Origin of the sequence: Paracoccus sp. (in: a-proteobacteria) (genome assembly GCF_030536915.1) — a bacterium.
Lineage (GTDB): Bacteria > Pseudomonadota > Alphaproteobacteria > Rhodobacterales > Rhodobacteraceae > Paracoccus.
Window position 1 is genome coordinate 1 of sequence record NZ_JAUNPC010000148.1, and the last position, 3,780, is coordinate 3,780.

The 3,780-nt window shown below is 68.5% G+C and carries 6 protein-coding genes; 1 reads left to right on the forward strand and 5 read right to left on the reverse strand.

Translation table 11 applies throughout. The features are described 5' to 3' along the window. The 4 genes from Q4F04_RS14880 to Q4F04_RS14895 all read right to left on the reverse strand — a co-directional run. The coding region (locus tag Q4F04_RS14880) for a beta-ketoacyl-ACP synthase 3 (RefSeq protein WP_303370578.1) at positions 1-559 on the reverse strand (559 nt) is incomplete at its 3' end. Beyond that, the gene (gene plsX / locus Q4F04_RS14885) at positions 559-1,677 is read right to left on the reverse strand and encodes a phosphate acyltransferase PlsX (RefSeq protein ID WP_303370579.1); all 1,119 of its coding nucleotides are present in this window, start codon (positions 1,675-1,677) and stop codon (positions 559-561) included. The genes plsX and Q4F04_RS14880, both read right to left, overlap by 1 nt. A gap of 21 nt (positions 1,678-1,698) precedes the next feature. Continuing rightward, positions 1,699-1,905 (reverse strand): 50S ribosomal protein L32, encoded by a 207-nt coding sequence (rpmF, locus tag Q4F04_RS14890; protein ID WP_036717667.1) that lies wholly within the window; start codon positions 1,903-1,905, stop codon positions 1,699-1,701. Positions 1,906-2,037: 132 nt separating this feature from the next. Further along, positions 2,038-2,565: a DUF177 domain-containing protein gene (locus Q4F04_RS14895; protein WP_303370580.1), complete on the reverse strand. Its 528-nt coding sequence runs from the start codon at positions 2,563-2,565 to the stop codon at positions 2,038-2,040. A gap of 173 nt (positions 2,566-2,738) precedes the next feature. Between Q4F04_RS14895 and Q4F04_RS14900 the strand changes: the two genes are divergently transcribed. After that, positions 2,739-3,203, forward strand: a complete 465-nt coding sequence (locus Q4F04_RS14900) for an outer membrane protein assembly factor BamE (RefSeq protein ID WP_303370581.1) — start codon at positions 2,739-2,741, stop codon at positions 3,201-3,203. 8 nt (positions 3,204-3,211) lie between these two features. Here the strand turns inward: Q4F04_RS14900 and msrB are convergent, their stop codons facing one another. Then, positions 3,212-3,619 (reverse strand): peptide-methionine (R)-S-oxide reductase MsrB, encoded by a 408-nt coding sequence (gene msrB / locus Q4F04_RS14905; protein WP_303370582.1) that lies wholly within the window; start codon positions 3,617-3,619, stop codon positions 3,212-3,214. Positions 3,620-3,780: the final 161 nt, after the last annotated feature.

Sequence of the window (3,780 nt, forward strand, 5' to 3'; positions counted from 1 at the left end):
TGAGGTCGGTCGCCAGCACGCCGCGGTCGTCGCTGGTGCCCTCGGCCTCGACGGCCTCAAGGATGATCGCGCCCGCGCCATCGCCGAACAGCACACAGGTGCCGCGGTCGGTCCAGTCCATGATGCGGCTGAAGGTCTCGGCGCCGATCACCAGAACCCGGTCGGCCTGACCGGACCGGATCAGCCCGTCGGCATTGGCCAGCGCATAGACGAAGCCCGCGCAGACCGCCTGGATGTCATAGGCAAAGCCCCGCTGCATCCCCAGGCCCGCCTGCACGATGGTGGCGGTGGCTGGAAAGGTCAGGTCGGGGGTCGAGGTCGCCACCACCAGCGCGTCGATATCCTCGGCCGTCATCCCCGCCCGGTCCAGCGCCTGCCGCGCCGCCGCGATGGCGAGGTCCGAGGTGAACTCTCCTTCCGCCGCGAAATGGCGCCGCTCGATCCCCGTGCGGGCGCGGATCCATTCGTCCGTGGTGTCTAGCGTTTCCTCGAAATGGCTGTTCTCGATCACCCGCTCGGGCAGGTAATGCCCGGTGCCCCGCACCACCGACCGCCGCATCACGCGCCCGTCCCGGATTGCTGGGCCGGCTGCACGATCTCGGCCGCCTGTTCGTTGGCCTGCGCGACGCGGGCGGCCAGCCGGTCCTGAAAGCCCGACTGCGCCAGCTTGAAGGCCAGCTTGATCGCGGCCGAAACGCCGGTCGCATCGGCCGAGCCATGCGATTTCACCACGGTGCCGTTCAGCCCGAGGAACACGCCCCCGTTCACCCGGCGCGGGTCGATGCGCTTCTGCAGCCGCTTCAGCGAGGTCATGGCGAGAACGGCGGCGAACTTGGACATGATGGAATTTGCGAAGGCGTCCTTGAGGAAGTCGCCGACCAGCTTGGCCGTCCCCTCGCCGGTCTTCAATGCGATATTCCCGGTGAAGCCGTCGGTGACGATCACATCCACGCGGGCGCTCATCAGGTCGCCGCCCTCGACGAAGCCGACATAATCGACATTCGCCGGCTCGGCCGCGGCGGCGATCAGGGCGTGCGCTTCCTTCAGTTCAGGGCGGCCCTTGTGATCCTCGGTGCCGACGTTCAGCAGGCCGATGCGCGGGCGTTCCAGACCAAGGCCGTTGCGCGCGTAGGATGCGCCCATCATTGCATATTGCAGAAGGTCGGTGGCGTCGGCCTTGATGTCGGCGCCCACGTCCAGGATCACGTTGAACCCCTGCGGCCCGCGCGAGGGCCACAGCACTGCGATGGCGGGGCGGTTCACGCCGGGCAGCTTGCGCAGGCGCAGGGTGGACAGCGCCATCAGCGCACCGGTGTTGCCGCAACTGACCGCGACGGTCGATTCGCCCTGGCGCACCGATTCGATGGCCGACCACATCGAGGTGGCCTGCGCGGAACGGATCACCTGCGCGGGCTTGTCGTCCATGCGGACGACGCCGCTTGCATCCCGGATATCGCAGCGTTCCGCCAGTCCCTTGCGGCGGCCGATCAGGCGGCGCAGCTCGGCTTCGGGGCCGTGGACGATGAAGCGGATGTCAGGGTTCTTTTCGGCGCTTTTCTCGATGCCCGCGACGACGGCGGCGGGGCCGCGGTCGCCGCCCATCGCATCGACCGAAATCACCACCGGGCCTGAGACGCGGGGGCGCGACGGGTCTGCCTTGGAAAGCGTGGTCGTCATCGCACCCTGCGGTCAGCGTGTTCAGGCCGCGTCGTCGTCCAGGTCGATGTCATTCGCCTGCGCGACAACCTCACGGTCGGCGTAATGGCCGCAGGAGGGGCAGACGTGGTGCGGGCGCTTGAGTTCGCCGCAGTTCGAGCATTCGTTGGGGTTCCCGGCGACCAGCGCGTCATGCGAGCGGCGCATGTTGCGGCGGGACCGGGTGACTCGGTTCTGGGGGACGGCCATGGGACAACCTTCGGTGGCAGAGGGTCGGGAGGGAATCCTGTCCCGACCGGCAAGTGTTTCGGATCGAACCGCGCAGATACGGCACAAACCCATATTCCGCAAGGCCAAAGGCCGGTTGCAGTCAACCTGGCGTCAATTGTCCTTGCGTTGCAGAAGATCTGCAAGCCCCTGAAACGGGCGGCGGCTGCCATCGTCCCCGTCAGCGGGATCGGTCGCGTTTGGTGGCAATTCGGCCCCGTCGGCACGGGGATAGGGGGGCAGAGCCAGGGCCAGCGCCTCGACCAGCACCTCGCCCGCGTCGATGGCGGGGCCAAGCGGCTCGACCTCGTCGTCGGGCATCTCGACCTCGTCACCCTCGGGCTGGGTGACATGGGGGGAATAAAGGCGGCGCACCGGCTCGTCGATCTCGCTGCGGACGGGGGCCAGCGTCACCACGCAGGGCTGCTGGACCCGCGCGATGATCCGGCCTTCCAGCAGCCAGGCGTCGTTGGGGGCGGCGGTGACCGTCGCCGCCAGCCGCACCTCGGGCGGGGCGGTCAGGCCAAGTTCGGCGGCAATCCGCTGACGGGCGGCGTCGTCGGGCGCCAGATCGATGCGGTTCGGCTGGCGCGGGTTCAACTGCGACACGCGCAACCTGTGGGAAAACGGGGCGGAGGACATGATCTTGCCTTTGTCGGCAGGGCGTTGCGCCCCGATGTTCTTGAGCGGCGTGGCCGAGTTTGCTAAGCGGGTCCGACGCCGTCAACCCGGACCGAGCCATGGGGCCGGGACGCGGCGGAAGAAGTGGCCGATCCTGCGCGACGGGCGGGCCTGAACAAGGGAAAGGTGTCCCGATGTCCATGACCCGGCGGCGAGCGATCGCCCTGGCCCTTTCGGTGCCCGTGGTGGCCGCGGCGGGCTGCACGCGGATGTATCGCAACCACGGCCATGTGCCCAGCGATGACGAGCTTGCCGCCGTTGTCGTCGGCCAGACCCGGCGCGACGAGCTTGAATACCTGATCGGTCGGCCCGGCTCGCAGGGCGTTCTGACCGGATCGAGCTGGTACTACGTCGGCTCTCGCTGGGAACGCTACGGCCTGCGCGAGCCGCGCGAGGTCGACCGCCAGCTTGTCGCCATCAGCTTCGACGAAAGCGGCACCGTCACCAATGTCGAACGCTTCGGGCTTGAACGCGGCCGTGTCGTCACGCTGTCGCGGCGCGTGACCGACACGGGCGTCGAGGGCTCGGGCTTCCTGCGGCAGATCCTGGGCAACGTGGGCCGTGTGAATGCCGGCGACCTGCTGGATTCCGCCCCCTGATTCGGGGCTCAGGCCGGGGCCGCTTCCGCGCCTTCGGGGACAAAGCGGATCGCCACGCCGTTGATGCAGTAGCGCAGCCCCGTGGGCGGCGGCCCGTCGGGAAAGACATGGCCCAGATGCGCGTCGCAGCGCTCGCAGCGGACCTCGGTGCGGATCATGCCGTGGCTGAGGTCGCGGTGTTCCTCGATCGCCCCGCCCGCGCGGGAAAAGCTGGGCCAGCCACAATGGCTTTCGAACTTCTGGTCGCCGTCGAACAGCCGGGCGCCGCAGCAGGCGCAGGCGTAGTGGCCCGGCCCCTCGGGAAAGCCGGGATGGGAAAACGGCCGTTCGGTTCCGGCCTGCCGGGTGACGTGATAGGTGGCGGGGTCCAGCATCTCGCGCCATTCGGCGTCGCTGCGGGTGATCTTTTCGGCCATGTCCTGGGTCTTCCTGTTGCGGTCTGGAAACAACTTAGGCTCTGATCCCGGCCGGACAAGGACGCGGAACGGGCCGATCGGGCGGGCGTTGGGCCGATACAGGCGATGCGTCCGCAGGAAAGCGGTGGCATGATCGAAGAGTTGCGCAGGGGTCGCTATCT

Coding starts and splice junctions, on each gene's coding strand:
- Q4F04_RS14900 (WP_303370581.1), top strand. CDS start 2,739: ATGTCCATGACCCGGCGGCGAGCGATCGCCCTGGCCCTTTCGGTGCCC.
- rpmF (WP_036717667.1), bottom strand. CDS start 1,905: ATGGCCGTCCCCCAGAACCGAGTCACCCGGTCCCGCCGCAACATGCGC.
- plsX (WP_303370579.1), bottom strand. CDS start 1,677: ATGACGACCACGCTTTCCAAGGCAGACCCGTCGCGCCCCCGCGTCTCA.
- msrB (WP_303370582.1), bottom strand. CDS start 3,619: ATGGCCGAAAAGATCACCCGCAGCGACGCCGAATGGCGCGAGATGCTG.
- Q4F04_RS14895 (WP_303370580.1), bottom strand. CDS start 2,565: ATGTCCTCCGCCCCGTTTTCCCACAGGTTGCGCGTGTCGCAGTTGAAC.